2 protein-coding genes are annotated in these 327 nt (G+C 68.2%); one reads left to right on the top strand and one right to left on the bottom strand.

The window, feature by feature from the left end; all coding sequences use genetic code 11:
• Positions 1-103, bottom strand: a 103-nt coding sequence (locus tag DJ021_RS19340; RefSeq protein ID WP_424444240.1) for a hypothetical protein, incomplete at its 3' end; no start/stop codon positions are given.
• Between DJ021_RS19340 and DJ021_RS19240 the strand changes: the two genes are divergently transcribed.
• Entirely contained in the window at positions 102-299 is a 198-nt protein-coding gene (locus DJ021_RS19240; protein ID WP_424444238.1) for a hypothetical protein, read from the top strand. The genes DJ021_RS19340 and DJ021_RS19240 overlap by 2 nt on opposite strands.
• Positions 300-327 lie beyond the last annotated feature (28 nt).

Below are 327 nucleotides of genomic sequence, written 5' to 3'. Positions count from 1 at the left end.
AACAGAGAACCGTCGTCGTGTCGCTTATCAGCGTGTTCGACTCCGGGTTTCCTCCTCTCGGCGGCTCCGCCGCGCCGCCAAAGACACTCGTCAGCCGCCGCATGAAGGTGCTCTTCCCGCAGCCGGAGTCCGCCGCCAGCCCGATCACCACCGTCTTAGCTTCCCCTGCCGCTGAGCATGTCACCACCGTCGCCCGCCGCGCCCGCCGGCCCACGCCGAAGACGATGAACTCTCGCGGCGGCGCGGCCAGCGAGTGTGCGCTCGGCACCGTGCACAGCGCCATGGCAGAGGAAGAGTGAGAAGGAGGTGGGGAAGGGGGAGGACAGA

The organism is Phenylobacterium hankyongense (assembly GCF_003254505.1).
GTDB classification, from domain to species: Bacteria; Pseudomonadota; Alphaproteobacteria; order Caulobacterales; family Caulobacteraceae; genus Phenylobacterium; species Phenylobacterium hankyongense.
The sequence above is the reverse complement of the archived record's forward strand: the minus strand, read 5'-3'. Positions and strand labels throughout refer to the sequence as shown.

Excerpts from the sequence above, each read along its gene's own strand:
- DJ021_RS19240 (WP_424444238.1), top strand. The coding sequence starts at position 102 with ATGAAGGTGCTCTTCCCGCAGCCGGAGTCCGCCGCCAGCCCGATCACC.